This is a genomic window from Streptomyces sp. NPDC055632, assembly GCF_053618675.1.
Map to the genome: position 1 here is coordinate 87184 of NZ_JBSHHY010000002.1, position 26947 is coordinate 114130.

The window sequence follows — 26947 nt, forward strand, 5'->3', positions numbered from 1 at the left end:
GGGGGACGGGCGCGTGCGCGCCGGGCAAGAAGGAGAGCGCCATGAAGTACCTGGTGACGGTCCAGGGATCGCAGGCCGACTACGAGGCGATGGCGGGGCGCGGCTCCGCCGGCAGTCCCGCCTGGGACCGGGCGGGGATGCAGGCGATGTTCGACCACATGAACGCGGTCAACGAAGAACTCGCCGCGAACGGCGAGCTGCTCGACGCCCAGGGCCTCGCCGCCCCGTCCACGGCCCGCTTCGTGACGGTGGACGACGACGGGAACGCGGTCGTCACGGACGACCCGTACGCGGCGGCCGAGGGGGTCGTCGCCGGCTACTGGCTCCTGGAGTGCGCCTCCCTGGAGCGCGTGACCGAAATCGCCGCCCGGGTGGCCCGCTGCCCGGCCCCGGCCGGTTCCCCGGTGTACCCGGTGGTCGTCCGGCCGGTGGACGAGGCGGGTCCGGACCTGGGGTGAGCCCGGACCGGACCCGGGCCGGGCCGCCTGGCCGAGGTCGGGCCGGGTCACGTGACTGAACCCGGGCCGGGCCATCTGGCCGGCCTGCACGTGGAGATCCTGCTCGACGGGCGGAACGGGCCGAGCGTTCCGGGCCGGCACCGGCTGAGCGTCCCGGGACCGGTCGGCCGGTCGGCCGGTCGGCCGGCCGGAAGCCCGCTCCGGCTCCCGCTCCCGCTCCCGGCCGTCGGCCGCCACCCGTCGGCGTCCTCTCCAGGTGTCCGTCCAGGTGTCATCCTTGGACTACGACGGAGCCCCGGGCCGGGGAGTAAATTACCCCCTGGGGTATCTGTGGAGGAGACGTTGTGGAACTCGATCTCGCGGGCGCGGAGCTCAAGGCCGTACTGAACCGGCTGCGCCGGGCGCAGGGCCAGATCTCCGGGGTGATCCGGATGATCGAGGAGGGCCGGGACTGCGAGGAGGTCGTGACCCAGCTCGCCGCCGCCTCCCGCGCCCTCGACCGGGCCGGCTTCGCGATCATCGCGACCGGGCTCCAGCAGTGTCTGACCGACATCGAGGACGGCCGCAAGGACGGCGAGGACCGCGACGCCATGCGGGCCCGCCTGGAGAAGCTGTTCCTGTCCCTGGCGTGACCGACGGCGGGGCGCCGCGGGGCCTCAGGCGTCCGCGAGGCCCTTCAGGCGCTTCGCGATCCGGGTGAGGCGCTCGCCCTGGTAGCGGGCGGCGGCCAGGACGTCCTCGCCGGGGACGCCGTGGGCGCCCGGGTGGGCGGTCCCGTAGGGGTTGCCGCCCGCCGCGTACACCGACGGGTCGGTGAAGCCGGGCGAGACGATGACCGAGCCCCAGTGGTGGAAGGTGTTGTAGAGGGCGAGCAGCGTCGACTCGTTGCCGCCGTGGACGTTGTGGGCGCTGGTGAAGGCGGTCGCGGGCTTGTCCGCCATGACGCCGCGCTGCCACAGGCCGCCCGACGTGTCGATGTACTGCTTGAGCTGCGCGGCCACGTTCCCGAAGCGGGTCGGGGAGCCGAAGGCGTACGCGTCCGCCCACTCCAGGTCGTCGAGGGCGGCGACCTCCACGTCACCGGTGGCGTCCACGTGGGCGCGCCAGGCCGGGTTCGCGTCGATCGCGGCGTCCGGGGCGAGCTCGGGCACCCGGCGCAGGCGCACCTCGGCACCCGCCTTCTCCGCGCCCTCGGCGACGGCCCGGGCGAGGTGGTGGACGCTACCCGTGGCCGAGTAGTAAATGACGGCGACCTTGACGGACATGACGAACTCTCCTCGATGTCTTCGCGACGATGCCTTCGCGATCGGGGCCGGATCGACCCGCAGAAGTGGATTGCTATCCGCTTTCCTGATCGAAGCTAAGCGGATCTCTATCCGTTTTGCAAGGGGGGCGGGTATGCTCGATCCGAGGGGCAGGGACGCAGGACAGAAGGGCAGGAGTCCGCAGAGATGAGCACCGAGAACCCGCGGGACGGCGAGCGGGCGGCGGCGCCCGCGTTCGGCCTGCTCCCGACGCTCGACGCCCCCGCCCCCGAGCGCGCCGACGCGGCCCGCAACCGGCGCAGGATCCTCGACGCGGCCGCCCGGATCGTCGCCGAGCAGGGCCCCGACGCCGTCACCATGAACCAGGTCGCCCACGCCAGCGGCATCGGCGTCGGCACCGTCTACCGCCGCTTCGGCGACGTCTCCCAGCTCCTGTGGGCGCTCCTCGACGACCGCGAGCGCCAGTTCCAGGAGGCGTACATGAGCGGCCCGCCGCCGCTCGGCCCCGGCGCCCCGACCGCCGAACGGCTCGACGCCTTCCTCGACGCGCTCGTCGACCGGGTCGCCGAGCAGCGCGAGATCCTGCTCGCCGCGCACTCCGCCGCGCCCCGCGCCCGGTACCACAGCGGCGCGTACCGGGTGATGCACACGCACGTCGCCCTGCTCGTCGGACGGCTCAGGCCGGGATCGGACGGCGCGCTCCTCGCCCACCTGCTGCTCGCGCCCTTCTCCCCCGACGTCATGCACCACCTGGCCGTCGAACAGGAACTCTCGGGCGAGCGCCTCAAGGCGGGCGTACGGGAGCTCCTCACCCTGCGGGAAGGCCCCTGAGGTCCCGGGGCCCGTCCTCCACGGGGTCGAGACCGGTACGCGTCCTCCGCACGACCGCCGTGTCCACACCCCGGAAGCCGTCTGGACCTCCGGGCCCCCCGGACCGCACGATCACGCCATGACGACCGAGAACGACGCCACCGCCAAGACCTTCCTGATCCTGCACGGATTCCAGAACCACCGGCCGGTCGGCCACTGGCAGCACTGGCTCGCCGGGCGGCTGCGGGAGCGCGGGCACGAGGTCCGCTATCCGCAGCTCCCCTCGCCGGACGCGCCCGTGCTCGCGGAGTGGCTCGACGCCCTGGAGGAGCACGGGAAGCGGCCCGCCCGGGGCGAGTTCGTGGTCCTCGCGCACAGCCTGTCCGTCCTGCTGTGGCTGCGGGCCGGGGCCCGCAGGCCGGACGCCGACCGGGTGCTGCTCGTCGCCCCGCCCTCGCCGCCGGTGACCGCCTCGATCCCCGAGATCGCCGCCTTCGCCGACGGCCTCGACCTCGCGGAGACGGGCCTCGCGGCGCGCCTCGTGTACGGGGACGGCGACCCGTACTGCCCCGAGGGCGCCGACCTGCACTACGGCCGTCCGCTCGGCCTCGACCTCGACCACGTACCGGGCGGCGAGCACCTCAACCCGGCCAACGGGTACGGGGACTGGCCCTCGGTCCTGGAGTGGTGCGAGGACCCGTCGGTGCGGGTGCGGGGCCGGTAGGGCGCCGAGGTCCCGTAGGGGCCGGTGAAGCCCCTCAGGGGCCCGAGATCCCGTAGGGGCTGGCGAAGTCCCTCAGGGGCCCGAGATCCCGTAGGGACCGGCGAAGTCCCTCAAGGGCCCGAGATCCCGTAAGGGCTGCCGGAAATCCCGGACGGGGCCACCGCGGTCCCCGTAGGGTCGGCCGGATGCACCCGGAGACCGCACCGTACGACCAGGGCCTGCTCGACGTGGGCGACGGCAACCGCGTCCACTGGGAGGTCTCCGGGAACCCGGAGGGCAAGCCCGCGCTCGTCGTCCACGGCGGGCCGGGCTCCGGCTCCTCCCCGCGCTCCCGGCGCCTCTTCGACCCGGAGGTGTACCGGGTCGTCCTCTTCGACCAGCGCGGCTGCGGCCGCTCCGTCCCGCACGCGAGCGACCCGGCCGCCGACCTCTCCGTCAACACCACCGCGCACCTGGTCGCGGACATGGAGCGGCTGCGCGAACACCTCGGGGTCGAGAAGTGGCTGCTCCACGGGGGTTCCTGGGGCTCCACCCTGATCCTGGCGTACGCGGAGGCCCACCCCGAGCGCGTCACCGAGATCGTGATCGCCTCCGTCACCACCACCCGCCGCTCCGAGACCGCCTGGCTGTACGAGGGCGTCGGGCGCTTCTTCCCCGAGGCCCACGAGCGCTTCCGGGCCGGGGCCGGGGCCGCCGACGGGGCCGGGGCGGAAGAGCTCGTCGGGGCGTACGCCGCCCTGATGAACCACCCCGACCGGGCCGTACGGGAGAGGGCCGCGGCCGACTGGTGCGCCTGGGAGGACGCCGTCCTCTCGATGGAGGGCATGGGCACCCCGTACACCGACCGCGTCGACGACGCCCGGCTCGGCTTCGTCCGGATCTGCTCGCACTACTTCGCGCACGGCGCCTGGCTGGAGGAGGGCGCCCTGATCCGCGACGCGCACCGGCTCGCCGGGATCCCGGGCGTCCTGGTCCACGGCCGGCTCGACCTGGGCGGGCCGCTCACCACCGCCTGGGAGCTGCTCCGCGCCTGGCCGGACGCCGAGCTGCACGTGGTCGAGCGGGCCGGACACCTGGGCGGCGAGGAGACCGGGCGACTGGTGCTCTCGGCCCTCGACCGCTTCGCGAGGACGTGACCGGAACCCGCCGGGAACGTATCCGACAAAAGCCCTGAACGGTCGGAATCTGTAAGGGAATTGAGAATTCCAGATTTCAATCCTGTTCGACCCGGCAGGAATTGTGGCGAATCTGTTCACAGAAGGCCTCCGAGATCGCTAACTTCCCCTCAACCTCGTCCGTACCGGGAAGGACTTCTGTGAACGCATCCCAGCGCCGAGCCGCGGCCATCCTCGCCGCCGCCGCCCTCGCCGCCCCGCTGGTCCTCTCATCCCCCGCCACCGCGGGACAGGACCCCACGGCCGCACCCGCCCGTGATGCCGCCAAGCTGGCGAAGAAGCTGGTCCGCGACACCACCGCCAAGGACGCCTACAAGCACCTGCAGAAGTTCCAGGCGATAGCCGACTCGGCCGGCGGCCACCGCGCGGCCGGTTCGCTCGGGCACGACGCCTCGGCCGCGTACGTGTACACGCAGCTCAAGAAGGCCGGCTACAACGTCTGGTACCAGAAGTTCGACTTCGAGTACACGGAGACGCTCGCCGAGAAGGCCTCCGTCGTCACCCCCGCGCCCCGCGCGTTCGACATCAAGGCCATGACCTACACCAAGTCCACCCCGGTCGGCGGCGTCAAGGCCGAGCTCGTGGCCGTGCCGGTCGACGCCGACGCCACCACCGGCTGCGAGCCGGGCGACTTCGCCGCCGGCGCCTTCACCGGCAAGATCGCGCTCATCAAGCGCGGCGGCTGCGCCTTCGCGGTGAAGCAGCAGAACGCCGCCGACGCCGGCGCCGTCGCCGCCGTCATCTACAACAACGCCGACGGCGTCCTCTCCGGCACCCTCGGGGACGCGGCCTCCGGGAAGATCCCCACCGGCGGCATCACCCTGGCCGAGGGAACGGCGCTCGCCGCCGACCTCGCCAAGGGCCCGGTCACCCTCTCCGTGGAGATCCGCCAGCTCCAGCAGATACGTTCCACCAACAACGTCATCGCGGAGACCAAGGCCGGCAACGCCGCCAACACCGTGGTGCTCGGCTCCCACCTCGACTCCGTCACCGCGGGCCCCGGCATCAACGACAACGGCTCCGGCTCCGCGGGCCTCCTCCAGGCCGCCCTGAAGCTGGCCGAGTCGAAGGACAAGGTCCGCAACAAGGTCCGCTTCGCCTGGTGGTCGGCGGAGGAGAACGGCCTCCTCGGCTCCGAGCACTACGTGCAGAACCTCACGGCGCTCGACAAGAAGGAGATCAAGCTCTACCTCAACTTCGACATGATCGCCTCGCCGAACTACGGCCTGTTCGTGTACGACGGCGACGACTCGGACGGCGTCGGCGCCGGCGCGGGCCCCGCGGGCTCGGCCCAGCTGGAGCGCGACATCAACGAGTTCCTCGACAAGAACGGGCACCCGCACGAGGGCACCGACTTCACCGGCCGCTCCGACTACGGCCCGTTCATCGAGGTCGGCATCCCCTCCGGCGGCACCTTCACCGGCGCCGAGGGCATCAAGACCGCGGGCCAGGCGGCCAAGTTCGGCGGCCAGGCGGGCGTCGCGTACGACGTGAACTACCACGCCAAGGGCGACAACCTCAGCAACGTCAACCTGAAGGCGTTCGACGTCAACATCGACGTCATCGCCAACGCCGTGGGCACCTACGCCCACGACATCTCCTCGCTCCGCAAGCCGGTCGTCTCCGTCCCGACCACCGGTGACGCGGGCAGCGGCGGCGGCCTGCACGACGACCACCACGAGGTCACCGAGTAAGCCCAGCAAGCACCGACGGGTCGGCCCGTAGGGGCTCCCCTCCGGCGGACCGCCGCCGGAGGGGAGCCCCTGGCCCGTTCCCGGCCGCTCGTCCGGGTGACGGGCGCCGCCCGGGAGCGGGGCCCGGAGCGGAGGGCCGGGAGCGGGTGCGGGCCCTCCGTTCCGGGTCCTCCGGGCCCCTCGTCCCGGGGCGGTGACGGCCCGCTCGCGCGCGTGACGGCACCCGGATCCCGGTTCGTCCCGGTTTGCACCGGCATCCCAGCGGGCGGGCGTGGCTGCGCCGGGAGCCGCTCGCCCGGTAGGCTTTCCGTGTGATCTTCAAGCGCATCGGAAACGGAAAGCCGTATCCCGACCACGGCCGGGAAAGCACCCGGCAGTGGGCGGACGTCGCCCCGCGCCCGGTCCGCCTCGACCAGCTGGTCACCACCAAGGGCCAGCTGGACCTGGAGACCCTGCTCGCGGAGGACTCCACCTTCTACGGCGACCTCTTCGCGCACGTCGTGAAGTGGCAGGGCGACCTCTACCTCGAGGACGGACTGCACCGGGCCGTCCGCGCGGCGCTCCAGCAGCGCCAGGTGCTGCACGCCCGCGTCCTCGAACTGGACTGACGGTCGCCCGGAAGGGTGGCCGCTGACCCTTTCGGGGTCAGTTCCACCCCATCCGGACGCGATCACATGATCATCAAGTAGGCATCGCCCACGAGCGGCATTACGCTGCGCTCATGAGCATGCTCACTCCCCCCGGCATGGGCGGAAAGTACCGCATCACGGGGGATGTCTACCCGCGCATGCGCCGCCCCCACCGTCGGCGCAGGATCGTCCTCGCGGCCACCGCCGCCGTGGTCGTGCTCGGCGCGGCCGGCTGGGGCACGCTCCAGCTCGTCGACGTGTTCTCCGGCGACGCGGGCGCGAAGACGGTGGCCGGAAAGACGGCCGACTGCAAGCCCGCGCCCACGCCGACCGCCGCACCGGCCGCAGCCCTGCCCAAGCCCGCGCAGATCACGGTCAACGTCTACAACGCGACCCCGCGCAGCGGACTCGCCAAGACGACGGCCGACGAGCTCAAGAAGCGCGGCTTCAAGGTCGGCAAGGTCGGGAACGCGCCCGCCGCCTACGACAAGAAGGTCCCGGGCGCCGGACTGCTCCTCGGCGCGCCCGCCGCCGCCAAGGGAGCCTTCCCGGTCCTCGGCACCCAGCTCGCGGGCGCCACGACCAGGACGGACACCCGGGCCACGGCGGACGTGGACCTGATCATCGGGACCGCCTTCAAGAACCTGTCCCCGAAAACGACGGCGGACGCGGCCCTGGTCGCCCTGACCAAGCCCGCGCCCGCTCCGACCGGGAAGTGCTGAGGACCGCCGTGACCGGCCCGGGGGCCCGTACGGGCCCCTACAGCCCCTACAGCTCCTACAACCCTTACGGCCCTTACGGCCAGGAGGCCTATTCGGCCGAGCCGTACATGCGGTCGCCCGCGTCGCCGAGGCCCGGGACGATGTAGCCGTTCTCGTTGAGGCGCTCGTCGACCGAGGCCGTCACGACGGTGACGGGGGTGCCCGCGAGCTCGCGCTCCATGATCTCGACGCCCTCCGGGGCGGCGAGGAGCACGACCGCGGTCACGTCGTCCGCGCCGCGCTTGATCAGCTCCTGGATCGCCGCGACCAGCGTGCCGCCGGTCGCCAGCATCGGGTCCAGGACGTACACCTGGCGGCCCGAGAGGTCCTCCGGCATCCGCGTGGCGTAGGTCGACGCCTCCAGCGTCTCCTCGTTGCGGATCATGCCCAGGAAGCCGACCTCGGCGGTCGGGAGCAGCCGGACCATGCCGTCGAGCATGCCGAGACCGGCGCGCAGGATCGGCACCACCAGCGGGCGCGGGTGCGACAGCTTCACACCGGTCGTGGTCGTGACCGGGGTCTCGATGTCGACCTGCTCGGTCCGCACGTCCCGGGTGGCCTCGTAGGCGAGCAGGGTGACCAGCTCGTCGGCGAGACGCCGGAAGGTCGCGGAGTCCGTGCGCTTGTCGCGCAGGGTGGTGAGCTTGTGGGCGACCAGGGGGTGGTCGACGACGTGGAGACGCATGCCTCAACAGTAGCCCGCCCCGCACTGGCGTCGATCCGCGCCACTGGGGGAAGGTGGGGGCACACGGACCCGGTGATGGGGTGGTGTGGCAGATGTCCGACCTGGAAGGACCGGCCGAGGGGCCCGCCGAGGGGGCGGCCCGGACGCCGGTGACGGAGACCGACGCGGAGCGGCGCAGGCGCCGTGCCCAGTTCCTCCGCGAGCTGCACGAGGCGAAGGCGCTGCGCGAACGCGTGCAGCCCCGGCGCGCCCGGGCGGCCCGGATGCGGCAGGCGATGCGGATGCGGACCTTCCGCTGGTGAAGCGGCGGCGGTACGGGCCGTGCGGGTGGTACGGGCGTTACGGGCGGGTCCCGGCGCGCCCGGCCGGCGGGGAGCCCCGGAACGCGTGCGTACCGCCGGGCGCGGTGTGACCGGTGGAAACGGGCCCGGACCAGCGACGACCGGCCGGGACCGGCCGCGCGCCCCCCGAGTGCGCCGGGGTCGCGCGCCCGCCCGATAGCGGGGACGTTCAGACTGATGCACGACGCAAGAGCCGAAGACCTCTCCTGCGGGCGCCGTTTCTGTCACGATGCCGAGGGGGCGGGGCTCAGGACCGCGCCACCGGAACGTCACACCTCTGATCAGTGGGAGAGAGTCAGGTGTACTTCGCCGCACTGCTCGCGCGCACCGAAGACGGGTGGGAAGCGAGCGACACGGAGCTCGACGACGTGGAGACCCTGTCGGATCTGGTCGAGCTGGCCCGCGACGCCTCGGACGACGACACGGTGATCGTCTTCATCGAGCAGGAGGACGCGTGGTTCGGGATCGTCCGGATCGAAGGGGAGGAGGACCCCCGCATCTACGTCTCGGACGGGGCGGCCGCGGCCCGTTCCTCGTACGGGGAGATGCTCACCCGGGAGATCCTCGGTGACGCTCTGGACGACCTGGCCGACGAGCTGGAGTCGCTGGACCTGGACGGCACGGAGGACGGGGAACCGCTCGACGCCGACGGGGACGAGGACGACGAGGCGGGCTCCGTGGCCGCCGAGGCCGTCCCGGCCGCTCCGGTGGGCGACCGGCTGATCCTGGCGGACCTCGGCCTGCCGCCGGCCGATCTGCTCGCCCTGGAGACCGACGCGCTCTCGGAGATCGCGGACGCGCTGGGCGCGGGCGAGGTCCTGGAGGCCGTCCGCTAGTGGTTCCCGCGGCACCTGTTCCCGACGCCGGGACCGGCTCCACGGCCGGTCCCGCACCGGATCCCCTGCGGGATCCCTGGCGGGACGCCATGCTGCTCGCGCTCGACGAGGCGGAGGCCGCCGGGCCGGCCGGCGACGTGCCGGTCGGCGCGGTCGTGCTCGGCCCGGACGGGAAGGTCCTCTCGCGGGCGCACAACGAGCGGGAGGCGGTCGGCGACCCCACCGCGCACGCCGAGGTGCTCGCCCTGCGGCGGGCGGCCGCGGTGACCGGGGAGTGGCGCCTGACGGGCTGCACGCTGGTCGTGACCCTGGAGCCGTGCGTGATGTGCGCGGGCGCCCTGGTCCAGTCCCGGGTGGAGCGGGTGGTGTTCGGCGCCCCGGACGAGAAGGCGGGCGCGGCGGGCTCGCTCTGGGACCTCGTGCGGGACCGGCGGCTCAACCACCGCCCCGAGGTGATCCACGGCGTGCTCGGCGAGGAGTGCGCCCGGCGGCTCACGGCCTTCTTCCGCACCCGCTGAAGCACCCGCTGACGCGCCTGCTGAAGCCCTGTTGAAGCCCCTGCCGACACCCCCGCCGGCCCCGCTCCGACCTGCGCCGGGATACGGATTTCATCGCAGCGCCAGTTTCGGCTAAGCTCTCTCTCGGTAGCGTGTCCGAGCGGCCGAAGGAGCTCGCCTCGAAAGCGAGTGTGGGGAAACTCACCGAGGGTTCAAATCCCTCCGCTACCGCTTCGATCGAAGGGCCCGGCGCATCAGCGCCGGGCCCTTCGGCATGTGCGGGCCCCGTGGGGGCTCCCCGTACGGGAAGGGCCCCGGCCCGCGTTCGTCCGCGGGCCGGGGCCTTCCGGCAGGGTGACGTCGGTCGGGGGGAGCGGCATCGGGGGGACAAGCCGCTCCCCCCGGTGAGAACCGGGCCCTCCGGTCCGTGCCGCCGTCGGGGGAAGCCTCGCGGCGCGGACCCTGCAGTGCGGGCCGGTTCCGGGGCCCTCGGATTCCTGCCTGGTCCTCCGGGCCCGACATCCATACTGCGCGCCCGGCACCCTTCCGGCGGGCGGCAAAAGTCCTCGTTCTCCGGGCCCTTGGTCCGTAAAGGCTCGGTTAGAGTGGCGCGGTCGTACGGCGGGGGAACAGGGGAGGGCTGGAAATGGCGCAGGCGAAGAAGGTCGCGCTGTACGCGGTCGTGGTCTTTGTGCTGTACACGATCGTCACGTCCCCGGCGAGGGCGGCGGATCTGGTCCAGGTAGGGTTCGAGGGCATTTCCAGCGCCGCCCAGGGTGTCGGCGAGTTCATGACCGAACTCATCAATTAGGAGCCCTCCGTGATCCGCCATCTGGTCCTGTTCAAGCTCAATGACGGCGTCGCCCGTGACGAGCCGCGCGTCGTCGCGGGTGCCGAGGCCTTCCGGGCGCTCGGCGAGCAGATTCCGGAGCTGCGGTTCTGGGAGTGCGACTGGAACATCACGGACCGGCCGATCGCGTACGACTTCGCCATCAATTCGGCCGTCGAGGACACCGACGCCCTCCAGCGCTATCTGGAGCACCCGGCCCACCAGGCGGGTGTCGCCCAGTGGCGGGAGTTCGCCACCTGGGTGATCGCCGACTACGCCTTCTGACCCCCGGTCACGGCCGAGGCCCCCCGCCCTCACGGCGGGGGGCCTCGGCGTTTTCCGGCCCCTCACCCGCCCCCGCCCGTACCGCGCCGGTTCCGCGCCGACCCCCATCCGGCCCTCTCTTCCCTCCCTCCACGCCCTCAACACGTGGTTATGGGGTGCTTGCACACAGTGGACATGTCTTGTGATGCTATGACCGCTTTTGACGGATGAGTTGACCGTAGTTGACACCAGTCGACCAGCAGGACCAGCCAAAAGAGGTGGCGTGAACGTGCCGGCCAGTACAGCACCTCAAGTACCGCCCCAGCACGAGGCAGGCGGCCCGGAGGCCCCGCGCACGCGCCCCCAGAGCACCCGCGGCGCCGACACCCGCGCCCTCACCCAGGTCCTCTTCGGGCAGCTCAAGGGCCTTGAGCCGGGCACCCCCGAGCACGACCGGGTGCGCGGGGCCCTCATCGAGGCCAACCTGCCGCTCGTCCGCTACGCGGCCGCCCGCTTCCGCTCCCGCAACGAGCCCATGGAGGACGTCGTCCAGGTCGGCACCATCGGCCTGATCAACGCCATCGACCGCTTCGACCCGGACCGGGGCGTGCAGTTCCCGACGTTCGCGATGCCGACCGTCGTCGGCGAGATCAAACGCTACTTCCGGGACAACGTGCGGACCGTGCACGTGCCCCGCCGGCTGCACGAGCTGTGGGTCCAGGTCAACGGCGCCACGGAGGACCTGACGACCGCTCACGGGCGCTCCCCCACCACCGCCGAGATCGCCGAGCGGCTGCGGATCGGGGAGGACGAGGTGCTCGCCTGCATCGAGGCCGGACGCTCGTACCACGCCACCTCCCTGGAGGCGGCGCAGGAGGGCGACGGGCTGCCGGGGCTGCTCGACCGGCTCGGTTACGAGGACCCCGCACTCGCCGGGGTGGAACACCGGGACCTGGTCCGGCACCTTCTCGTACAACTGCCCGAACGGGAACAGCGGATCCTGATGCTGCGCTACTACAGCAACTTGACCCAGTCTCAGATCAGCCAGGAACTCGGCGTCTCCCAGATGCACGTGTCAAGGCTCCTCGCGCGCAGCTTCGCGCGATTGAGATCCGCAAACAGGATCGAAGCGTAACCGGAACGGGTAGACCGGTCCGGAGCAGTTCTGCACGCACCACATGCCGAACACCCCTTGTTTCCTGCGGATTCGCGCGGGCATTGTGTCGACAAGTCACTACAGCGTGTTGCCGACATGTGACATTCTGCTGGAACCGCGTTTGCCGCAGCCCCGCCGCCGGTATTCAGGTGGTGGCTGCGTTCCTCAGATGGTCGCGGCACCGCGACCGTCCGCGACCTCAAGGGGGTGGCATGTCCACAGAACTGGACAGCTCCAAGGTGCTCACGCTCACGCCCGTTCCCGTCGTTCCCGTGCCCATGCAGACGACGGCGCCGACGGCGCCCGAGAGCACGGAGCCCGCGCCGCCGCCGATGCCCGTCACGACCGGCGCCCTCGACACCCGCACCCTCTCCCGCTCCCTCTTCCTGCGGCTGCGCGCCCTGGACACGGAGGGCGCCGCGGCCGACAGCCCGGAGCGGACCTACGTCCGCGACACCCTCATCGAGCTCAACCTCCCCCTCGTCCGGTACGCGGCCGCCCGCTTCCGCTCCCGCAACGAGCCCATGGAGGACATCGTCCAGGTCGGCACCATCGGCCTGATCAAGGCGATCGACCGCTTCGACTGCGAACGGGGCGTGGAGTTCCCGACGTTCGCGATGCCGACCGTCGTCGGCGAGATCAAGCGCTTCTTCCGCGACACCTCGTGGTCGGTGCGGGTCCCGCGCCGCCTCCAGGAGCTGCGCCTCGCCCTCACCAAGGCCGGCGACGAGCTCGCCCAGAAGCTCGACCGCTCCCCCACCGTCCCCGAACTCGCCGCCGTGCTCGGGGTGTCGGAGGAGGACGTGGTCGACGGCCTCGCCGTCGGCAACGCGTACACCGCCTCCTCGCTCGACTCCCCCTCGCCCGAGGACGACGGCGGCGAGGGCTCCCTCGCGGACCGCCTCGGCTACGAGGACACCGCCCTCGAAGGCGTCGAGTACCGCGAGTCGCTCAAGCCGCTGCTCGCGAAGCTCCCGCCCCGCGAGCGGCAGATCATCATGCTGCGCTTCTTCGCCAACATGACCCAGTCGCAGATCGGCGAGGAGGTCGGCATCTCCCAGATGCACGTCTCGCGCCTGCTCACCCGCACCCTGGCCCAGCTCCGGGACGGCCTCATCTCCGACTGACCCCCTCAGGACGGCCCTCGACCGGCCCCCCTCGGACCCGACCTCTTCGGACGGCCGTCGACCGGCCCCCTCGGACGGCGGTGTGCCGACGAGGGGGCCGGTCGCCGTCCGGCGGCGACCGCTGTCCGGCCGCGGCCACCGGGAACCGCACCCCGGTCAGGCGCTCCGAGAGCTCCCACAGCCGGCGGCCCGTCTCCGGATCGGCCGCCGCGTCGGAGAGCCGTACGCGGGTCGGGTCGCCGCGCCGCAGTTCGGCCGGCCCGCCGGGGCCGACGAACCCGCCGCCCTCCACCGCCGGATCGGTCGCCGCGTACAGCTGGGACAGCGCGCCGCGCTCCGGGCGCTGGGCACTGGGCACTGGGCGAACAGCGGATTGCCGATGTACCCGAAGACCACCTTGGCCGGGCCGGACGCCTTGGTCTGGAGGCCCGTGGCGGTGTGGCCGGGGTGGGCGAGGACGCTCCGGACCGGGCTGCCCGCCTCCGTCAGGCGCCGGTGCAGCTCCCGCCCGAAGACGGCGTTCGCGAACTTCGACCGGTTGCAGAAGGCCATGGGCGCGTAGCCGCGCTCGCCGTCCGGGTCGTCGAAGCGCGTCCCGCCCCGGCGGCGGTTGATCGAGCTGACGGTGACCCCCCGGGGGCCCCGCCCGGCGGCCGGCAGGTCGACAAGACACCCCCCTGGGGGCCGAGCCGTACGGGGCGGGGCCATCACGCCCGCGTTGTTGACGAGCACGTCCGGGCGGGAGCGCTCCTCCCGCATCCGCCCGGCGAAGGCCCGCACCGAGTCGAGGTCGGCGAGGTCGAGCGGGCGCACGTCGAGCAGGTCCGGCGCGATCCCGGGACCGACCTCTGTCCCCGGCTCGCCGCGGGCATGGCGCTGGCCGCCTTCGACGCCGTGCTGCGCCGGTGGAGCGGGGGCGAGGGCGCGGAGGATCCGGGCACGCTGATCGAGCGGGCCTTCGAGGTGCTCGCGCCGTCGCTGGACTCCGTGACGGCGCAGAGGACGCCGTAGAGGGTGTCGCAGAGGGCGCCGTGGGGGCAGGTCGGCAAAAAGAAGAGCGGGCCGGTCCGCGCGGTGCGGAACCGGCCCACCCTGGGCGTGCGGGACGTACGGAACGGTCAGCTGAGCGCGAGCCAGGCGACGGCCGCCAGGATCACGACGGCCGCGACCACGCCCACGATCAGGCCGACCCGAGGGCCCGAGGAGGAGGCGGCGGCGACGGCCTGCGGCTGCTGCTGCGGGGCGCCCTCGTCGACGAAGGCGCGGAACATCTGGGTGCTGCCGGCGGGGTCGTAGGAGCCCTCAGGGCCCTGGCCCTGGCCGTACGGTGCTTGGGGGTTGTGTGCCATGGGCCAGGACCCTAGCGAAGTCGGCCGGGCCGCCCAACCCCGGCCGTCCCGGGGCCCGCGCGAGGGGCCGCGCACGGTTCCCCGGGCCCCCCTTTGCCGATTCTTTAGCGCCGTTTGACCGATTTAGTTTGCCTGGAGCAACCATCCATCTCTATGGTTGCCCTAAGCAACAAGATATGTGGAGCACGCGGTGGAACACGCGGTGGAGTACGCAATGGACAGAGGCAATCGGTACGAGAACCTCGCCCGCCAGGTGAGCGCCATCGGAGCGGTGAAGCGCGGACTCGCGCGGACCCTGCCCGCCGAGTGCCCCGGCGGCTCCGCGATCGTCCTCGCACTGCTGAACCACCACGGGGACATGCGGATGGGCCGCGTCTCCGAGCTGATGGCCGTCGACGTGTCGGTCAGCAGCCGTCACGTGGCCCACACCGTGGACCGCGGATGGGTCGAGCGCCTGCCCGACCCCGCCGACCGGCGCTCCCGCATCCTCCACCTGACCCCGGCGGGCGAGTCCATGCTCGCCGTCCTCGACCGACGGCTGACCGACATGCTCGCCCGCACCCTCGTGGAGTGGTCCGACGAAGACGTCGAACTGCTCACCACCCTGCTCGCCCGCCTCCGCGATTCCTTCGGGGACTGCCGGGCCCACCACGCTTGAGAACGAAGGAAGTCCATGGCTAGCACCACACCAGAGACCGGTGTGCGCGGCGGGAGCGCGAAGGAGGGGGACATCGCCTCCGGCGGCGCCCCGATGACGCACAAGCAGATCATGGAGGCGCTCTCCGGGCTGCTGCTCGGCATGTTCGTCGCCATCCTGTCCTCGACGATCGTCTCCAACGCCCTGCCGCAGATCATCACCGACCTGGGCGGCGGCCAGTCCGCCTACACCTGGGTCGTGACCGCGGCCCTCCTGGCGATGACCGCGACCACCCCCCTCTGGGGCAAGCTCGCGGACCTCTTCTCCAAGAAGCTGCTCGTCCAGATAGCCCTGGTCATCTACGTCGCGGGCTCGGTCGTCGCCGGCCTCTCGCAGAGCACCGGCATGCTCATCGTCTGCCGCGTCGTCCAGGGCGTCGGCGTCGGCGGTCTGACCGCCCTCTCCCAGATCATCCTGGCCGCCATGATCGCCCCGCGCGAGCGCGGCCGGTACAGCGGCTACCTCGGCGCGACCTTCGCCGTCGCCACCGTCGGCGGCCCGCTGCTCGGCGGCGTCATCACCGACACCGACTGGCTCGGCTGGCGCTGGTGCTTCTACGTCGGCGTGCCCTTCGCGATCATCGCCCTGCTCGTCCTGCAGAAGACCCTGAAGCTCCCCGTCGTGAAGCGCGAGGTCAAGGTCGACTGGGCCGGCGCCCTCTTCATCAGCGCCGCCGTCTCCCTGCTCCTCATCTGGGTCACCTTCGCGGGCGACAAGTACGACTGGATGTCCTGGCAGACGGTCGCCATGGTCCTCGGCGCCGTCGCGCTCGGCGCGGTCTTCGTCCTGATCGAGTCGAGGGCGAGCGAGCCGATCATCCCGCTCCGCCTCTTCCGCAACCGCACGATCACCCTGGCCTCGCTCGCCTCGCTCTTCGTGGGCGTCGCGATGTTCGCCGGCACGGTCTTCTTCAGCCAGTACTTCCAGCTGGCGCGCAACGAGTCGCCGACGATGTCCGGCGTCCTCACCATCCCGATGATCGCGGGCCTGTTCGTCTCCTCCACGGTCTCCGGTCTGGTCATCACCAAGACCGGCCGCTGGAAGGCGTGGCTGGTCAGCGGCGGCGCCCTGGCCGCCGGCGGCCTCGGCCTGCTCGGCACGATCCGCTACGACACGGAGTACTGGCACATCGCGCTCTTCATGGCGCTGCTCGGCCTCGGCCTCGGCATGATGATGCAGAACCTGGTGCTCTGCACCCAGAACCAGGTGGCCCCCGCCGACCTCGGCGCCGCCTCCTCCGTCGTCACCTTCTTCCGCTCCCTGGGCGGTGCGGTCGGCGTCTCGGCGCTCGGCGCGGTCATGGCCCACCGGGTCACGGACTACGTCAAGGAGGGTCTGACCGAGCTCGGCCCGAAGGCCGCGGCCGCGATGGGCCAGGGCGGCACGGGCGGCGCCATCCCCGACATGGACAAGCTGCCGGCCCCGATCCGCACGGTCATGGAGGACGCGTACGGCCACGGCGTCGCGGACGTCTTCCTCTACTCGGCGCCGTTCGCGCTGCTCGCCTTCCTGGTGACGCTGTTCATCAAGGAGGTCGCCCTCAAGAGCGGCACGGCGAAGGCGGACGAGAAGACGGACGGCGTCGACGCCGCGAAGGCCCCGGCGGACGCCAGGGCGACGGCGGACGCCCGGTAGGAAAGGCTCCCGGCCGCGCTTCGAGCGGAGGCGCGGCCGGGTCGGGTACGGAGCGGCGGGCAGGGGACGGCCCGCCGCTCCGTCGTTCTCATTCCCGCTCCCGGGCCACCATCACCTCGATGCCGGCGACCAGGACGTCGAGGGCGTACGCGAAGTCCCGGTCCCAGATCTCGCTGACGGTGCCGTGCGAGGCCCGCTCGTCGAGGAGCTCCGTCATCGGTTCGAGCGCCTCCACGAACTGCGGGTCCTCGCGGAAGGCCTTGATCGACTCCCCGTAGAAGTCGTCCTGCGACATTCCGGCCTCCGCCGCACGCCGCTGGAACTGCGACTCGATCGTCCCGTAGCCGTACACGAACTGGAAGACCGCCGACATCGCGCCCGGCAGGCGGTGCATCGGCAGGCCGGTGTCCCCGACCGCCTCCTGGATCTTGGTGCCGACGGCGACCGCGTGCGGCCCGATGTTCAGGTACTGGCCGGCGCACGGCGACATCCACGGGTGGCGGACCAGCATCCGCCGGTAGTCCAGGGCGAGCGTCCGCAACCGGCCCCGCCAGTCGCCGGCGGTGTCGACCGCGGCGAGGTCGACCTCCCCGTAGGCGGAGTCGACGGCGTACTCGATGATGTCGTCCTTGGTGTCCACGTACCAGTAGAGCGACATCGCCGTGACGCCGAGCTCGGTCGCGAGCTTGCGCATCGAGAGGCCGCCGAGGCCCTCCTCGTCGAGCATCCGGATCGCGGCGGCCACGATCCGGTCCCGGTCGAGCCCGGCCGGACCGCCCCCGGCGCGCGGGGTCCGCTTCTCCAGCCAAACGCTGGAACGCGCCGGGTTCCCGGCCCGATCGGCTGCCTTGACCATCGCGTTCCTCCGTCTGTCAGCGGTCCGTGACCATGCTAGGCAGCCGCCGCCGGATCCGGGACCGCGCCCTTCTCCGCCCGTTCGGCCCGCTGGAGCAGGACCGCGGCGAGCAGGCCGCCCGCGAGGACGGCGATCGCGCCGACGAGCTGGCTGGTCTGGAGGCCGGAGGCGAACGCGTCGGAGACCCGGGCCCGTTCGGCGTCGTCGCCGGCCGCCGCGAGGGCCGCGGGCAGCGAGGTCGCGGTGACGGTGACGAGGGCGGCGAAGCGCGCGTTGAGCACGGCTCCGAGGACGGCGACGCCCAGGCCGTTGCCGAACTCGGCGAGGGTGCCGTTGACGCCCGCGCCCACACCGGCCTTCTCCGGCGGGATCGCGCTCATGATGGCGTTGGCCATGGCCGGGTTGGAGACCGCGAGGCCGACGCCCATCAGGACCAGGCCCAGGAGCATCCCCCAGTAACTGCTGTTCGTCCCGCCGCCGATCAGGGCGATCGAGGCGAGACCGGCCGCGACGAGGGTCATGCCGACGGCCACGGTGGGCGCGGTGCCGAGCTTCATCACGATCCGCGGGCCGACGCCGGTCAGGTTGAGCGCGACCACGGTCAGGGCGAGCGGCGCCATCCGCAGACCGGCCTCCAGCGGCTCGTAGCCGAGGACGAACTGCAGGTGCTGGGTGAGCAGGAAGAGCGAGCCGCCCATGCCGAACATGACGAGGATCGCGCCCGCGACCGCGCCGACGAACTTCTGGTTGCGGAAGAAGTGCATGTCGAGCATCGGGTACGGGACGTGCAGCTCCCACCGGGCGAAGGCGGCGAGGACGGCGACGCCGACGGCCGCCGGGACCAGCACCTCGGCGGAGGTCCAGCCGTGCTCGGGGCCGGTGATGATGGCGTACACGGCGGCGGTCATGCCCACGGTGGAGAGCAGCGCGCCGACCAGGTCGGGCCGTTCGCCCTGGGGGTTCTTGGACTCGGGGACCAGCTTGACCACGGCGACCAGGCCGATGAGCGCGACCGGGATGTTGATCAGGAAGATCATGCCCCACCAGAAGTGGTTGAGGATGGCGCCGCCGATCAGCGGCCCGGCGGCGAAGCCGAGCGAGCTGACGGTGGCCCACAGCGCGATGGCCTTGACCCGCTCGGAGTCGTCGAAGATCTGCATGACGACGGCGAGCGTGGTGGTCATGAGCAGCGCGCCGCCGACGCCCATGCCCGCGCGGGCGGCGATCAGCTGGGCGGTGGACCCGGCGAGTCCGGCGGCGAGCGAGCCGAGGCCGAAGAGCGCGAGTCCGGCGGCGAGGAGTTTTTTGCGGCCGTAGCGGTCGGCGGCGTTGCCGGCGGTCAGGAGCAGGCCGGACTGGACGAGCGAGTACGCGTTGATCATCCACTGGATGTCGGCGGTGGAGGCGTGGAGCTCCGAGGTCAGCGAGGGGATGGCGACGCCGAGCACGGTGTTGTCGAGCAGCACGGTGAGCTGGGCCAGGCAGATGACGCCGAGGATCAGCCAGCGCTGCGGGTGGCCGCCGGTGGTGGCGGACGGTTCGTTCGCGGCGGTCGTCGCCGTCATGGGCAGAACTCCTTGTACGGTGTACGGGACCAGGGCTCGTACACCGTACAAGGGCTCTCTTACGCTGTATAGCGGTTATTTCCGGCCATGATTTCCGGTCACTTCTTCTTGGTCAGGTCTTCTTGGTCAGGTCTTCTTGGTCAGGTCTTCTTGGTCAGGTCTTCTTGGTCAGGTCTTCTTGGTCAGGTCGTAGAAGGTGGCACCGCCGACCGTGACCTTCTCGAAGGTCTTCGAGACCCAGGTGGAGATCTCGGAGTTGCCGCCCATGCCGCCTCCCATGCCGCCCCTGCCGCCGGTGCGCCCGCCGTTCTCGCCCGTGTCCTCGCCGCCGCTTCCGATGAAGTAGTGGATCTTCCCTTCGGCGACGTACTGCTTGAACTGCGCGAGGGTCGGGGACGGGTCGCTGCCGTTGAAGCCGCCGATCGCCATGACCGGCTTCTCCGTGGCGAGCTGGTAGCTGGCCGCGTTCTGCGCGCCGACCGTGGCCGCGACCCAGGTGTAGGAGCCGGCGTCCTTCAGGAGCGCCGCCTCGGCCTCCGCGCCGACGTTCGCGCCGTTGAGGAGCCCGCCCATGCCGCCGCCACCGCCGCCGAAGCCGGGGCGCTCGCCGCGCGCACCCTGGACGTTGCCCTGGGGTGCTCCCTGGGGTGCTCCCTGCGGCATGCCCTGGGGCGGGGTGCCGCCGGGCATCTGACCCTGACCCTGGCCCTGTCCGCCGGGGCCGCCGGGCATCTGGCCGCCGAACCCGCCCTGGCCGTTCTGGCCGTTCTGGCCGCCCGGCATGCGTCCGCCGAAGCCGCCCGGGCCCCGGCCGCCCGCCGGGCCCGCCGTCACGATGGAGCCCTGGTGGCCGGTGTCCACCGTCGCCAGGGTGTACGCGAAGGGGCCCGCGAGGCCCGCCGCCAGGCCGAGGCCCGCCGCCGTGAGCCCGAGGCGCCGGTCGACCCGGCCCGCCAACAGCAGCCCGAGGGCCGCCGCGAGGCCCGCCACCAGGACCGCCCAGCGCAGCCACGGCAGCCAGTCCGGCGTACGGCCGAGCAGCGTCCAGGCCCACCAGGCCGTCGCCGCCGCCGTCACCGCGAGCGCCGCCGAGGCCGCGAACCGGGTCCGCTCCTCCCACAGCACGGAGGCGCCCATGCCGACGAGCGCCGCGACGTACGGGGCCAGGGCAATCGTGTAGTACTCGTGGAAGATGCCGGCCATGAAGCTGAAGACCGCGAGGGTCATCAGCAGCGCGCCGCCCCACACCAGGAACGCCGAGCGCGCGGTGTCCGTGCGGGGTGCCCGCCGGGTGACGACGAGCCCCGCGACGAGCAGGAGCAGCGCGGCCGGGAGCAGCCAGGAGATCTGGCCGCCGACCGAGTCGTTGAACATCCGGCCGATCCCGGTCTCGCCCCACCGGCCACCGCCGCCCATGCCGCCGCCGGGGCCGCCTCCGCCTCCCACGCTGCCGGTCTCGTCGCCGTTGATCCGGCCGAGGCCGTTGTAGCCGAAGGTCAGCTCCAGGAAGCTGTTGTTCTGCGAGCCCCCGACGTACGGACGGGAGGACGCAGGCCACAGTTCGACCAGGGCCACCCACCAGCCCGCCGAGACGAGCATCGCGAGCCCGGCGAGGGCCAGGTCGCGGATCCGGCGCCCGATCCCGCCCGGCGCGCACACCGCGTACACGAGCGCGAGCGGCGGCAGGATCAGGAAGGCCTGGAGGGTCTTCGCCAGGAACGCGAAGCCGAAGGCCGCTCCCGCCCCCACCAGCCACTTCGCCGCGCCCGGCCCGCCCTCCAGGGCGCGCAGCACCCCGTACACGGCGACCGTCATGAGCAGCGCGAGCAGCGCGTCCGGGTTGTTGAAGCGGAACATCAGGGCGGCGACCGGGGTCAGCGCGAGGACCAGGCCCGCGATCAGACCCGCGCCCGCGCCGAACCGGCGCCGGACGGCCCCGTACAGGACGCCGACCGTGGCCACGCCCATGAGCACCTCGGGCACGAGGATCTGCCAGGAGCCCAGGCCGAAGAGGCGGACGGAGAGGGCCATCGGCCAGAGCGCGGCCGGCGGCTTGTCGACGGTGATGGCGTTGGCCGCGTCGAGGGAGCCGAAGAAGAAGGCCTTCCAGCTCTCGCCGCCGGCCTGGACGGCCGCGGAGTAGAAGGAGTTGGCGTAGCCGGAGGCGCTCAGGTTCCACAGGTAGAGCACGCCGGTCAGGGCCAGCAGGCCGAGGAAGGCGGGGCGGACCCAGGGGGCGTCCTCGGCGCGTCCGCGCCGGAGCCGGGCGAACCGGCCGCCCTCCGGGAGAGCGGGGGCCGCGGGGTTCGGGGTGGTCATCGTTCGTTCCTTGCGGTGGACGCGGTAGGCGCGGGGGCCCGCTCGGGGAAGACCCAGAGCCGGAAGAGGAGGAAGCGCAGGACGGTCGCGGCGAGGTTGGCGACGATCAGGACGGCGAGCTCGGTGGAGTGCGCGGGGTCGCCGGTCGCCGCGCCGAGGGCGGCGAGCGAACCGCTGGTCAGGGCCAGGCCGATGGCGAAGACCACGAGCCCCTGCGCCTGGTGGCGGACGGCCCGGTCCCGGCCCCGCACCCCGAAGGTGAGGCGCCGGTTGGCCGCCGTGTTGGCGACGGCCGAGACGAGGAGCGCGGCGGCGTTGGCGAGCTGCGGGCCGAGGCCGAGCCGGAAGGCCGAGTACAGCGCCAGGTAGAGGAGCGTGGACAGGACCCCGACCGCGCAGAAGCCGACGAGCTGGCGGGCGAGACCGCCCGGCACGCCGCTGAGGTCGCGGTCCCGGGGGTCGTCCCCGAAGGGCCGGGCGAGCCGGTCGAGCGGCAGCGAGCCGGTCGCCAGGGCCCGCCCCACCCGCCAGACGCCCTTCAGGTCGTCCGTCGCCGTCCTCACGATGTGCACGGTCGAGTCGGGGTCGTCGACCCAGTCGACCGGCACCTCGTGGATGCGCAGGCCGGCCCGCTCGGCGAGGACCAGCATCTCGGTGTCGAAGAACCAGCCGGTGTCCTCGACCATCGGGAGCAGCCGCTCGGCGACCTCGCGCCGTATGGCCTTGAACCCGCACTGCGCGTCCGAGAACCGGGCCGCGAGCGAGGAGCGCAGGATCAGGTTGTACGCGCGGGAGATGAACTCGCGTTTCGGGCCGCGCACCACCCGCGAGGAGCGGGAGAGCCGGGAGCCGATCGCCAGGTCCGAGTGGCCGGAGATGAGCGGCGCGACCAGCGGGAGCAGCGCGTTCAGGTCGGTGGACAGGTCCACGTCCATGTAGGCGAGGACGGGCGCGTCCGACGCCGACCACACCGCGCGCAGGGCCCGCCCGCGCCCCTTCTGTTCGAGGCGCACGGAGCGCACCCCGGGCACCTCGCGGGCGAGGGCCGCGGCGACGGCGGGCGTCGTGTCGGTGGAGGCGTTGTCGGCGACGGTGATGCGGAAGCCGTACGGGAAGGTCCGGGAGAGGTGCGCGTGGAGCCGGCGGACGCACGGCTCCAGGTCCTTCTCCTCGTTGTAGACGGGGATCACCACGTCCAGGACGGGCCGTCCGGCGACGTCCACGGGCAGGTGTTCCCGGGCGGGCAGGGCGCCGGGCACGGGCCGCGCGATCGTTGGGGTTCGCATGTCCCAGACACTCGCCGGGGCGGCTGTCACGGCTGTGTGCTGTGCCTGTGCCCCGCCTGTGAGTCTCCGCGCGGACCGTCGTCCGGGGCCTGTCCGACGCTGATCCGCCGGACGGGTCCCAGGGGGGCGTCTTGTCGATCAGGCCGGATCAGGGAGCGGTGCGGGACACCGCTAGCCCGGCGAGACACCCTCCAGGGGCAGCCGGACGCCGAAGACGGTCCGGCCGGGGGCGCTCTCCACCGTCACCTCGCCGCCGTGGGCGAGGACGACCGCGCGGACGATCGCGAGGCCGAGGCCGGTGGAGCCGGCGGTGCGGGAGCGGGAGGCGTCGCCGCGCGCGAACCGCTCGAAGACGGAGGGCAGGAGCGCCTCCGGGATGCCGGGCCCGTCGTCCTCGACCTCCACGAGCGCGTCCGTCCCCTCCGCACGGACGCGGGCGGTGACCTTCGTGCCGGGCGGGGTATGGGTACGGGCGTTGGCGAGGAGGTTGAGGAGCACCTGCCGGATCCGGGCGCCGTCCCCCCGCACCTCCGCCCCCTCCCCGGGGAGTTCGAGGCTCCAGTGGTGGCCGGGCCCGGCGGCGCGGGCGTCGCTCACCGAGTCCAGGACGAGGGCGACGAGGTCGACGGGCTCGTCCGCGAGGGGGCGCCCGGCGTCGAGCCGGGCGAGCAGCAGCAGGTCCTCCACCAGGCCCGTCATCCGGGTCGCCTCCGACTCGATCCGGCCGAGCGCGTGGCGGGTGTCGGGACCGCACTCCTCGCGGCCCCGTCGGGTCAGCTCCGCGTACCCCCGGATCGAGGCGAGCGGGGTGCGCAGTTCGTGGCTGGCGTCCGCGACGAACTGCCGGACCCGGGTCTCGCTCCGCTGGCGCGCGTCGAGGGCCGAGTGGACGTGGTCGAGCATCCGGTTGAGGGCCGCGCCGACCTGGCCGACCTCCGTGCGCGGATCGGCCTCCGTCTCCGGGACCCGCTGGTGGAGCGCCACCTCGCCGCTGTGCAGCGGGAGCCGGGCGACCTGGGACGCGGTGGCGGCGACCCGCCGCAGCGGGCGCAGGGCCACCCGGACGAGCACGGTCCCGGCGATCGAGGCCGCGACGAGCCCGGCGCCGGTGACGCTCAGCTCCACCAGGACGAGGGTGGAGAGGGCTCCGTCGACCTCGGTGAGCGGGATGCCGGTGAGGAAGGCGCCCCGGCTGCCCTCCGCGTACGCGACCCGGTACGAGCCGAGGCCGCCGGGCAGCTCCACGGTGTGCGGCTCGCCGTCGCGCGGGACGGCGGCGAGGGCGGCCCGCTGCTCCGCGTCCAGCTCCTCGACGGGGAACCTCGGTCCGTCCGCACCGCTGTTCCCGGCCACCTCCGTCGAGTATCCGGCGGAGGTGATCTCCCCGTCGGTCAGGACCGCGCCGAGGGTCCCTATCGGGGCGCCCGGTCCGCCGAGGAAGGCGAACGGCTCCCGGTCGCGTCCGGGGTCGGGCGCGGACATCACGACCGGTGGCCCGGCGGCCCGATGGGAGAGCCCCCGGACCTGCTCGTCGGCCTGGTCGTACAGGTACGAGCGGAACGCGATCGTCGTGACCGTGCCGATGACGGCCGCGACGACCGCGATCAGCGCGACCGCCGACACGACGAGCCGGGTGCGCAGCGACCAGGGCCGCCGCGCGCCCCGGCCCGGTGGCGTGCCTCGTGTCACCGGCGGCTACTCCCCCGGCTTGATGAGGTAGCCGGCCCCGCGCCGGGTGTGGATCATCGGGGAGCGTCCCGCGTCGATCTTCCGGCGCAGATAGGAGATGTAGAGCTCGACCACATTGGCCTGGCCGCCGAAGTCGTACGACCAGACCCGGTCGAGGATCTGCGCCTTGCTGAGCACCCGGCGCGGATTGCGCATGAGGTAGCGCAGCAGCTCGAACTCGGTCGCCGTGAGGTGGATCGAGGTGCCGCCCCGGGTGACCTCGTGACTGTCCTCGTCGAGGGTCAGGTCCCCGACGGTCAGCAGCGATTCGCTGCGCGCCTGGGCGGCCCCGGACCTGCGGATGAGACCGCGCAGCCGGGCCACCACCTCCTCCAGGCTGAAGGGCTTGGTCACGTAGTCGTCGCCACCCGCCGTGAGCCCGGCGATCCGGTCCTCCACGGCGTCCTTCGCCGTCAGGAAGAGCACCGGTACATCGGGCAGTTCGCGCCGGATCGAGCCGAGCAGGCTCAGCCCGTCGACATCGGGCAGCATCATGTCGAGGATCACGGCATCGGGCCGGAACTCGCGCGCGGAACGCAGGGCGGCGGCCCCGTCCCCAGCGCTCATGACCTGCCAGCCCTCGTAGCGCAGGGCCATGGAGAGCAGCTCGGTGAGCGAGGCCTCGTCATCGACGACGAGGACCCGGACGGCGGTTCCGTCGGCGCGGAGCATGTCGGCGCGGGTGCCGGGGCGGTTGCTCGTGCGGTGCGGGGTGACGGTCATGGACCCCAGGCTGGCCGCCGCCGCTGAAAGGCCTCTTTCGCTTTCCTGTGAATTCCCTGAGAAACAGCCGCCGACGGCCGGGCGCCCACAGGGGTCCGTTTCACGTGAAACAGCACGCTCTGTGGCTCAACGAGCCGGTTTCACGTGAAACATCGCGGCGCCGTTCTCATACAGCACCTTCCGGAGCCAGTCGTCCCCGAGCCCGAGCCGCTTGAGGGCGTGGAGCTGATGGGCGTACGGATAGGGGATGTTGGGGAAGTCGGAGCCGAGGAGGATCCGGTCGCCGAGGTCGATCAGCCGTTTACGCTCCTCCTCGGGGAAGGGCGCGAGCCGCTCGCTGAAGTCGGTGAACGCCATGGTGGTGTCGAGGTGGACCCCCTCGTACCGCTCGGCCAGGGAGAGGAATTCGCCGTACTCGGGCATCCCCATGTGCGCGACGATCACCCGCAGCCGGGGGTGGCGGGCGAGGAGACGTCCCATGGGGCCGGGGCCGGTGAAGTTCCCCGGGGTCGGCCCGGAGCCGCAGTGGACGACGACGGGAGTGCCGCTGTCCGCGAGGCTGCCCCACACGCCGTCGATCCGGTCGTCGTTCGGATCGAACCCTCCGACCTGGAGGTGCACCTTGAAGACGCGGGCCCCGGCGTCGAGAGCCGCGTGGACGTAGCCGTCGACTCCCGGCTCGGGGAAGAAGGTCGCGGTGTGCAGGCAGTTGGGGGTACGGGCGGCGAAGTCGGCGGCCCAGGAGTTCAGCCAGGCGCCCATGCCGGGCTTGTGCGGGTAGAGCATCGCGGTGAAGGCGACCGCCCCGAACCCGCGCAGGAGGGCGAGCCTGCGGTCCTCCTCCTCGCGGTAGGTGATGGGCCAGTCCAGGCCGGTCAGCGGGCCGACGGCGTCGAAGTAGGCCCAGACCTTGTCGAGGACGTTCTTCGGCATGAAGTGGGTGTGCACGTCGACGAGTCCGGGGATTCCGAGCCGCGCGAGGAGCGCGGGAATCTCGACGACGCCGACCGCCCCGTCCGTGCCGTCACTCGCGCTCATGACCGTAACTCCGCTCGACCCTGCCGATGTGGACGCTGTAGCTGTCGTACCAGTGCTTCCGCCCGTACGCCTTGGCCTCCCGGTGCTCGGCGTGGAGACGCCAGGCGTCGAGGGACTCCAGGTCGCGGAAGTAGGCGACGGTGATGCCGATGCCGCCGGGGGTGCGGGCGGACTCGTATCCGAGGTAGCCGGGGATCTCCTGGACGATCTCCTGCATCCGGGAGGCGGTCTCGGCGTACCCCTCGGGCGCGTCGGGGCGGACCGAGGTGAAGACAGCGGTGTAGTAGGGCGGTTCGATGCCCGCCACCAGTTTCGGGGTCATGCGATCACCCTCGCCGGGGGCGGGCCGGGATGTCCACGGCCCCCGGCCAAAGGGATCCAAGACTTTACGAAGCGCGTTCGGCGACGAAAAGCGCTGGGGGGAGCCTTCGGGAAGGTGTCCGGGAAGCCGCCCCGGGAGTCGTCCGGGACGTGGTTGGGGGCGTGGTTCGGGAGACCGT

30 protein-coding genes and 1 tRNA gene are annotated in these 26947 nt (G+C 72.4%); 19 read left to right on the top strand and 12 right to left on the bottom strand.

From position 1 onward, the window contains the following. Positions 1-41: 41 nt before the first annotated feature. A complete protein-coding gene (locus ACWGSR_RS02930; protein ID WP_376231030.1) occupies positions 42-458 on the top strand; it encodes a YciI family protein in 417 nt (138 codons plus the stop codon). Positions 459-802: 344 nt separating this feature from the next. Next, entirely contained in the window at positions 803-1090 is a 288-nt protein-coding gene (locus tag ACWGSR_RS02935; protein WP_366373094.1) for a metal-sensitive transcriptional regulator, read from the top strand. A 24-nt stretch (positions 1091-1114) separates the two neighbouring features. On the opposite strand, the gene wrbA is transcribed toward ACWGSR_RS02935, so the two are convergent. Further along, positions 1115-1723, bottom strand: coding sequence for an NAD(P)H:quinone oxidoreductase (gene wrbA / locus ACWGSR_RS02940; RefSeq protein ID WP_453563174.1), 609 nt, complete (start codon positions 1721-1723; stop codon positions 1115-1117). A gap of 186 nt (positions 1724-1909) precedes the next feature. On the opposite strand from wrbA, the gene ACWGSR_RS02945 reads away from it, so the two are divergent. The 6 genes from ACWGSR_RS02945 to ACWGSR_RS02970 all read left to right on the top strand — a co-directional run bounded on the left by ACWGSR_RS02945 (position 1910) and on the right by ACWGSR_RS02970 (position 7477). After that, on the top strand, positions 1910-2554 hold the full coding sequence (locus tag ACWGSR_RS02945; RefSeq protein WP_376231028.1) for a TetR/AcrR family transcriptional regulator: 645 nt from the start codon (positions 1910-1912) through the stop codon (positions 2552-2554). 118 nt (positions 2555-2672) lie between these two features. Next, positions 2673-3257 (top strand): RBBP9/YdeN family alpha/beta hydrolase, encoded by a 585-nt coding sequence (locus ACWGSR_RS02950; RefSeq protein ID WP_453563175.1) that lies wholly within the window; start codon positions 2673-2675, stop codon positions 3255-3257. A gap of 185 nt (positions 3258-3442) precedes the next feature. Then, entirely contained in the window at positions 3443-4393 is a 951-nt protein-coding gene (gene pip, locus ACWGSR_RS02955; protein WP_453563177.1) for a prolyl aminopeptidase, read from the top strand. A gap of 179 nt (positions 4394-4572) precedes the next feature. Then, on the top strand, positions 4573-6126 hold the full coding sequence (locus tag ACWGSR_RS02960; RefSeq protein ID WP_453563178.1) for a M28 family metallopeptidase: 1554 nt from the start codon (positions 4573-4575) through the stop codon (positions 6124-6126). 311 nt (positions 6127-6437) lie between these two features. Continuing rightward, entirely contained in the window at positions 6438-6734 is a 297-nt protein-coding gene (locus tag ACWGSR_RS02965; protein WP_030209440.1) for a type II toxin-antitoxin system VapB family antitoxin, read from the top strand. Positions 6735-6847: 113 nt separating this feature from the next. Next, complete coding sequence (locus ACWGSR_RS02970) at positions 6848-7477, top strand: LytR C-terminal domain-containing protein (RefSeq protein ID WP_376231024.1); 630 nt, start codon at positions 6848-6850, stop codon at positions 7475-7477. A gap of 88 nt (positions 7478-7565) precedes the next feature. Here the strand turns inward: ACWGSR_RS02970 and upp are convergent, their stop codons facing one another. Next, positions 7566-8201: a uracil phosphoribosyltransferase gene (upp, locus tag ACWGSR_RS02975; protein WP_366373101.1), complete on the bottom strand. Its 636-nt coding sequence runs from the start codon at positions 8199-8201 to the stop codon at positions 7566-7568. A gap of 92 nt (positions 8202-8293) precedes the next feature. On the opposite strand from upp, the gene ACWGSR_RS02980 reads away from it, so the two are divergent. From ACWGSR_RS02980 to ACWGSR_RS03015, 8 genes are all read left to right on the top strand, one after another. Then, positions 8294-8503 (top strand): hypothetical protein, encoded by a 210-nt coding sequence (locus ACWGSR_RS02980; protein ID WP_376231023.1) that lies wholly within the window; start codon positions 8294-8296, stop codon positions 8501-8503. Between the two features lie 338 nt (positions 8504-8841). Next, positions 8842-9378: a tRNA adenosine deaminase-associated protein gene (locus ACWGSR_RS02985; RefSeq protein WP_453563181.1), complete on the top strand. Its 537-nt coding sequence runs from the start codon at positions 8842-8844 to the stop codon at positions 9376-9378. 89 nt (positions 9379-9467) lie between these two features. After that, positions 9468-9896, top strand: coding sequence for a tRNA adenosine(34) deaminase TadA (gene tadA / locus ACWGSR_RS02990; protein WP_453563632.1), 429 nt, complete (start codon positions 9468-9470; stop codon positions 9894-9896). Positions 9897-10021: 125 nt separating this feature from the next. Then, positions 10022-10106, top strand: a tRNA-Ser gene (locus ACWGSR_RS02995). 415 nt (positions 10107-10521) lie between these two features. Then, positions 10522-10686: a hypothetical protein gene (locus ACWGSR_RS03000; protein WP_163013800.1), complete on the top strand. Its 165-nt coding sequence runs from the start codon at positions 10522-10524 to the stop codon at positions 10684-10686. A gap of 9 nt (positions 10687-10695) precedes the next feature. Then, positions 10696-10989, top strand: coding sequence for a Dabb family protein (locus ACWGSR_RS03005; RefSeq protein WP_376231021.1), 294 nt, complete (start codon positions 10696-10698; stop codon positions 10987-10989). Positions 10990-11257: 268 nt separating this feature from the next. Further along, a complete protein-coding gene (locus ACWGSR_RS03010) occupies positions 11258-12103 on the top strand; it encodes an RNA polymerase sigma factor SigF (RefSeq protein ID WP_376231020.1) in 846 nt (281 codons plus the stop codon). A gap of 233 nt (positions 12104-12336) precedes the next feature. After that, positions 12337-13251 carry an RNA polymerase sigma factor SigF gene (locus tag ACWGSR_RS03015; RefSeq protein ID WP_376231019.1) on the top strand — a complete coding sequence of 305 codons (915 nt, stop codon included), beginning with the start codon at positions 12337-12339 and terminating at the stop codon, positions 13249-13251. 156 nt (positions 13252-13407) lie between these two features. Here the strand turns inward: ACWGSR_RS03015 and ACWGSR_RS03020 are convergent, their stop codons facing one another. Beyond that, positions 13408-14064, bottom strand: a complete 657-nt coding sequence (locus ACWGSR_RS03020) for a hypothetical protein (protein ID WP_453563183.1) — start codon at positions 14062-14064, stop codon at positions 13408-13410. Between the two features lie 57 nt (positions 14065-14121). On the opposite strand from ACWGSR_RS03020, the gene ACWGSR_RS03025 reads away from it, so the two are divergent. Beyond that, complete coding sequence (locus tag ACWGSR_RS03025) at positions 14122-14262, top strand: hypothetical protein (RefSeq protein ID WP_453563185.1); 141 nt, start codon at positions 14122-14124, stop codon at positions 14260-14262. Positions 14263-14369: 107 nt separating this feature from the next. Here the strand turns inward: ACWGSR_RS03025 and ACWGSR_RS03030 are convergent, their stop codons facing one another. After that, positions 14370-14600 (bottom strand): hypothetical protein, encoded by a 231-nt coding sequence (locus ACWGSR_RS03030; protein WP_453563187.1) that lies wholly within the window; start codon positions 14598-14600, stop codon positions 14370-14372. A gap of 214 nt (positions 14601-14814) precedes the next feature. Between ACWGSR_RS03030 and ACWGSR_RS03035 the strand changes: the two genes are divergently transcribed. Together ACWGSR_RS03035 and ACWGSR_RS03040 are read left to right on the top strand one after the other, a co-directional pair. After that, a complete protein-coding gene (locus ACWGSR_RS03035; RefSeq protein WP_366373111.1) occupies positions 14815-15258 on the top strand; it encodes a MarR family winged helix-turn-helix transcriptional regulator in 444 nt (147 codons plus the stop codon). A gap of 15 nt (positions 15259-15273) precedes the next feature. Next, positions 15274-16932, top strand: a complete 1659-nt coding sequence (locus ACWGSR_RS03040; RefSeq protein ID WP_376231016.1) for a DHA2 family efflux MFS transporter permease subunit — start codon at positions 15274-15276, stop codon at positions 16930-16932. Positions 16933-17020: 88 nt separating this feature from the next. Here the strand turns inward: ACWGSR_RS03040 and ACWGSR_RS03045 are convergent, their stop codons facing one another. From ACWGSR_RS03045 to ACWGSR_RS03080, 8 genes are all read right to left on the bottom strand, one after another. Further along, positions 17021-17788, bottom strand: coding sequence for a TetR/AcrR family transcriptional regulator (locus ACWGSR_RS03045; protein ID WP_376231015.1), 768 nt, complete (start codon positions 17786-17788; stop codon positions 17021-17023). A gap of 35 nt (positions 17789-17823) precedes the next feature. Next, a complete protein-coding gene (locus ACWGSR_RS03050; RefSeq protein ID WP_376231014.1) occupies positions 17824-19353 on the bottom strand; it encodes an MFS transporter in 1530 nt (509 codons plus the stop codon). Between the two features lie 168 nt (positions 19354-19521). Beyond that, on the bottom strand, positions 19522-21672 hold the full coding sequence (locus ACWGSR_RS03055) for an ArnT family glycosyltransferase (protein ID WP_453563189.1): 2151 nt from the start codon (positions 21670-21672) through the stop codon (positions 19522-19524). After that, positions 21669-22958: a glycosyltransferase gene (locus ACWGSR_RS03060; protein WP_453563191.1), complete on the bottom strand. Its 1290-nt coding sequence runs from the start codon at positions 22956-22958 to the stop codon at positions 21669-21671. The genes ACWGSR_RS03055 and ACWGSR_RS03060 overlap by 4 nt, the downstream gene beginning before the upstream one ends. Before the next feature lie 171 nt (positions 22959-23129). After that, complete coding sequence (locus ACWGSR_RS03065) at positions 23130-24647, bottom strand: sensor histidine kinase (RefSeq protein ID WP_453563193.1); 1518 nt, start codon at positions 24645-24647, stop codon at positions 23130-23132. 6 nt (positions 24648-24653) lie between these two features. Continuing rightward, a complete protein-coding gene (locus tag ACWGSR_RS03070) occupies positions 24654-25409 on the bottom strand; it encodes a response regulator transcription factor (protein WP_366373118.1) in 756 nt (251 codons plus the stop codon). 126 nt (positions 25410-25535) lie between these two features. Further along, positions 25536-26447: an amidohydrolase family protein gene (locus ACWGSR_RS03075; protein WP_453563194.1), complete on the bottom strand. Its 912-nt coding sequence runs from the start codon at positions 26445-26447 to the stop codon at positions 25536-25538. Further along, entirely contained in the window at positions 26434-26769 is a 336-nt protein-coding gene (locus ACWGSR_RS03080; RefSeq protein WP_453563196.1) for an antibiotic biosynthesis monooxygenase family protein, read from the bottom strand. The genes ACWGSR_RS03075 and ACWGSR_RS03080 overlap by 14 nt, the downstream gene beginning before the upstream one ends. Positions 26770-26947: the final 178 nt, after the last annotated feature.

Excerpts from the sequence above, each read along its gene's own strand:
- wrbA (WP_453563174.1), bottom strand. The coding sequence starts at position 1,723 with ATGTCCGTCAAGGTCGCCGTCATTTACTACTCGGCCACGGGTAGCGTC.
- upp (WP_366373101.1), bottom strand. The coding sequence starts at position 8,201 with ATGCGTCTCCACGTCGTCGACCACCCCCTGGTCGCCCACAAGCTCACC.
- ACWGSR_RS03060 (WP_453563191.1), bottom strand. The coding sequence starts at position 22,958 with ATGCGAACCCCAACGATCGCGCGGCCCGTGCCCGGCGCCCTGCCCGCC.
- tadA (WP_453563632.1), top strand. The coding sequence starts at position 9,468 with ATGCTGCTCGCGCTCGACGAGGCGGAGGCCGCCGGGCCGGCCGGCGAC.
- ACWGSR_RS03080 (WP_453563196.1), bottom strand. The coding sequence starts at position 26,769 with ATGACCCCGAAACTGGTGGCGGGCATCGAACCGCCCTACTACACCGCT.
- ACWGSR_RS03025 (WP_453563185.1), top strand. The coding sequence starts at position 14,122 with ATGGCGCTGGCCGCCTTCGACGCCGTGCTGCGCCGGTGGAGCGGGGGC.
- ACWGSR_RS03070 (WP_366373118.1), bottom strand. The coding sequence starts at position 25,409 with ATGACCGTCACCCCGCACCGCACGAGCAACCGCCCCGGCACCCGCGCC.
- ACWGSR_RS03055 (WP_453563189.1), bottom strand. The coding sequence starts at position 21,672 with ATGACCACCCCGAACCCCGCGGCCCCCGCTCTCCCGGAGGGCGGCCGG.
- ACWGSR_RS02980 (WP_376231023.1), top strand. The coding sequence starts at position 8,294 with ATGTCCGACCTGGAAGGACCGGCCGAGGGGCCCGCCGAGGGGGCGGCC.
- ACWGSR_RS03075 (WP_453563194.1), bottom strand. The coding sequence starts at position 26,447 with ATGAGCGCGAGTGACGGCACGGACGGGGCGGTCGGCGTCGTCGAGATT.
- ACWGSR_RS02950 (WP_453563175.1), top strand. The coding sequence starts at position 2,673 with ATGACGACCGAGAACGACGCCACCGCCAAGACCTTCCTGATCCTGCAC.
- ACWGSR_RS03035 (WP_366373111.1), top strand. The coding sequence starts at position 14,815 with ATGGACAGAGGCAATCGGTACGAGAACCTCGCCCGCCAGGTGAGCGCC.
- ACWGSR_RS02970 (WP_376231024.1), top strand. The coding sequence starts at position 6,848 with ATGAGCATGCTCACTCCCCCCGGCATGGGCGGAAAGTACCGCATCACG.
- ACWGSR_RS03000 (WP_163013800.1), top strand. The coding sequence starts at position 10,522 with ATGGCGCAGGCGAAGAAGGTCGCGCTGTACGCGGTCGTGGTCTTTGTG.
- ACWGSR_RS03045 (WP_376231015.1), bottom strand. The coding sequence starts at position 17,788 with ATGGTCAAGGCAGCCGATCGGGCCGGGAACCCGGCGCGTTCCAGCGTT.
- pip (WP_453563177.1), top strand. The coding sequence starts at position 3,443 with ATGCACCCGGAGACCGCACCGTACGACCAGGGCCTGCTCGACGTGGGC.
- ACWGSR_RS02930 (WP_376231030.1), top strand. The coding sequence starts at position 42 with ATGAAGTACCTGGTGACGGTCCAGGGATCGCAGGCCGACTACGAGGCG.
- ACWGSR_RS03050 (WP_376231014.1), bottom strand. The coding sequence starts at position 19,353 with ATGACGGCGACGACCGCCGCGAACGAACCGTCCGCCACCACCGGCGGC.
- ACWGSR_RS03030 (WP_453563187.1), bottom strand. The coding sequence starts at position 14,600 with ATGGCACACAACCCCCAAGCACCGTACGGCCAGGGCCAGGGCCCTGAG.
- ACWGSR_RS03040 (WP_376231016.1), top strand. The coding sequence starts at position 15,274 with ATGGCTAGCACCACACCAGAGACCGGTGTGCGCGGCGGGAGCGCGAAG.
- ACWGSR_RS02945 (WP_376231028.1), top strand. The coding sequence starts at position 1,910 with ATGAGCACCGAGAACCCGCGGGACGGCGAGCGGGCGGCGGCGCCCGCG.
- ACWGSR_RS03015 (WP_376231019.1), top strand. The coding sequence starts at position 12,337 with ATGTCCACAGAACTGGACAGCTCCAAGGTGCTCACGCTCACGCCCGTT.